2 rRNA genes (1 of these 2 only partly in view) are annotated in these 3,046 nt (G+C 57.3%); both read left to right on the plus strand.

Annotation, left to right across the window (positions count from 1 at the left end):
* Window positions 1–2,803: ribosomal RNA gene (locus EDF34_RS17370) — 23S ribosomal RNA — on the plus strand; it begins 170 nt to the left of the window's first position.
* Between the two features lie 76 nt (window positions 2,804–2,879).
* Window positions 2,880–2,996 (plus strand): 5S ribosomal RNA (rrf, locus tag EDF34_RS17375).
* Window positions 2,997–3,046 lie beyond the last annotated feature (50 nt).

Genomic DNA, 3,046 nt, shown 5'->3' on the forward strand with positions numbered 1-3,046 from the left:
TGCGGGACCTTTCAGCTGGATCTGCCGATCTAGCAGGGAGTCAGAAAGTCGCGGTATAGTCGAACGGCATTGAAAGGCCGGGCACAGAGGGTGGAACCCCCGTAGACGAAATGCCGTGGCCTCCCGAAGGGGATCCCAAGTAGCTCCGGGCCCGAGAAACCTGGAGTGAATCAGCACAGACCACTGTGTAAGCCTAAATACTACCTAGTGACCGATAGCGGACAAGTACCGTGAGGGAAAGGTGAAAAGTACCCCGGGAGGGGAGTGAAATAGTACCTGAAACCGTGTGCCTACAATCCGTCGGAGCCTCCCTAGCAGGGGTGACGGCGTGCCTTTTGAAGAATGAGCCTGCGAGTTAGTGGTACGTGGCGAGGTTAACCCGTGTGGGGAAGCCGTAGCGAAAGCGAGTCCGAATAGGGCGATTCAGTCGCGTGCTCTAGACCCGAAGCGAAGTGATCTAGCCATGGGCAGGTTGAAGCGCGGGTAAGACCGCGTGGAGGACCGAACCCACCTGGGTTGAAAACCGGGGGGATGACCTGTGGTTAGGGGTGAAAGGCCAATCAAACTTCGTGATAGCTGGTTCTCCCCGAAATGCATTTAGGTGCAGCGTCACGCGTTTCTTGCCGGAGGTAGAGCTACTGGATAGCCGATGGGCCCCACCAGGTTACTGACGTTAGCCAAACTCCGAATGCCGGTAAGCCAGAGCGTGGCAGTGAGACTGCGGGGGATAAGCTCCGTAGTCGAGAGGGAAACAGCCCAGACCACCAGCTAAGGCCCCTAAGCGTATGCTAAGTGGGAAAGGATGTGGAGTTGCACAGACAACCAGGAGGTTGGCTTAGAAGCAGCCACCCTTGAAAGAGTGCGTAATAGCTCACTGGTCAAGTGATTCCGCGCCGACAATGTAGCGGGGCTCAAGTATACCGCCGAAGCTGTGGCATTCACACATCAGCTAAGCCTTCGTGGTTCAGGCGTGTGGATGGGTAGGGGAGCGTCGTGTGGCGAGTGAAGTCGCGGGGTGACCCAGCGGTGGACGCCACACGAGTGAGAATGCAGGCATGAGTAGCGAATGACGGGTGAGAAACCCGTCCGCCGAATGATCAAGGGTTCCAGGGCCAGGCTAATCCGCCCTGGGTAAGTCGGGACCTAAGGCGAGGCCGACAGGCGTAGTCGATGGACAACGGGTTGATATTCCCGTACCGGCGAAGAACCGCCCATACCGAGCCCGGTGATGCTAACCGTCCGAGCTGTTGCACCGTGACCTTCGGGTTGCACCGCTTCAGGGAGCACGGGACCCGAACCAGTAGTAGGTAAGCGTATTAACAGGAGTGACGCAGGAAGGTAGCCAAGCGTGGCGATGGTAGTCCACGTCCAAGGTCGTAGGGCGAGTTGTAGGCAAATCCGCAACTCACATAGCCTGAGAGCTGATGGTGACCGCAATAGCGGGAATTTGGTGATCCTATGCTGCCAAGAAAAACTTCGACGCGAGGTTCTAGCCGCCCGTACCCCAAACCGACTCAGGTGATCAGGTAGAGAATACCAAGGCGATCGAGAGAATCGTGGTTAAGGAACTCGGCAAAATGCCCCCGTAACTTCGGGAGAAGGGGGGCCTGAAGCGTGAACCGACTTGCTCGGGGAGCGTGTAGGGCCGCAGAGACCAGGGAGAAGCGACTGTTTACTAAAAACACAGGTCCGTGCGAAGTCGCAAGACGATGTATACGGACTGACGCCTGCCCGGTGCTGGAAGGTTAAGAGGACGGGTCAGCCGCAAGGCGAAGCTCAGAATTTAAGCCCCAGTAAACGGCGGTGGTAACTATAACCATCCTAAGGTAGCGAAATTCCTTGTCGGGTAAGTTCCGACCTGCACGAATGGCGTAACGACTTCTCCGCTGTCTCAACCGCGAACTCGGCGAAATTGCACTACGAGTAAAGATGCTCGTTACGCGCAGCAGGACGGAAAGACCCCGGGACCTTTACTATAGTTTGGTATTGGTGTTCGGTGCGGCTTGTGTAGGATAGGTGGGAGACTGTGAAGCCGGCACGCCAGTGTCGGTGGAGTCAACGTTGAAATACCACTCTGGTCGCTCTGGACATCTAACCTCGGTCCGTAATCCGGATCAGGGACAGTGCCTGATGGGTAGTTTAACTGGGGCGGTTGCCTCCTAAAATGTAACGGAGGCGCTCAAAGGTTCCCTCAGCCTGGTTGGCAATCAGGTGGCGAGTGCAAGTGCACAAGGGAGCTTGACTGTGAGACCGACAGGTCGAGCAGGGACGAAAGTCGGAACTAGTGATCCGGCGGTGGCTTGTGGAAGCGCCGTCGCTCAACGGATAAAAGGTACCCCGGGGATAACAGGCTGATCTTGCCCAAGAGTCCATATCGACGGCATGGTTTGGCACCTCGATGTCGGCTCGTCGCATCCTGGGGCTGGAGTAGGTCCCAAGGGTTGGGCTGTTCGCCCATTAAAGCGGTACGCGAGCTGGGTTTAGAACGTCGTGAGACAGTTCGGTCCCTATCCGCTGCGCGCGCAGGAAACTTGAGAAGGGCTGTCCCTAGTACGAGAGGACCGGGACGGACGAACCTCTGGTGTGCCAGTTGTTCCGCCAGGAGCACGGCTGGTTGGCTACGTTCGGAAGGGATAACCGCTGAAAGCATCTAAGCGGGAAGCCTGCTTCAAGATGAGGTTTCCACGGGGACTCGATCCCCGAGAGGCTCCCAGCTAGACCACTGGGTAGATAGGCCGGATGTGGAAGAAGGGACTAAAGACCTTCGCAGCTGACCGGTACTAATAAGCCGACAACTTCACCACTTCATTCAAGTGCTACGCGTCCACTGTGCGGTTCCCGAGAGACGAACGGGAACCCGTTTGACAACTCGACAACGTTACGGCGGTCATAGCGAGGGGGAAACGCCCGGTCCCATTCCGAACCCGGAAGCTAAGCCCCTCAGCGCCGATGGTACTGCACTCGCCAGGGTGTGGGAGAGTAGGACGCCGCCGGACATCATTCAGCAAAGAGCCACCCCTTCGGGGGTGGCTCTTTCTGTTTCCCC

Origin of the sequence: Cellulomonas sp. PhB150 (genome assembly GCF_003755175.1) — a bacterium.
GTDB lineage: Bacteria > Actinomycetota > Actinomycetes > Actinomycetales > Cellulomonadaceae > Cellulomonas.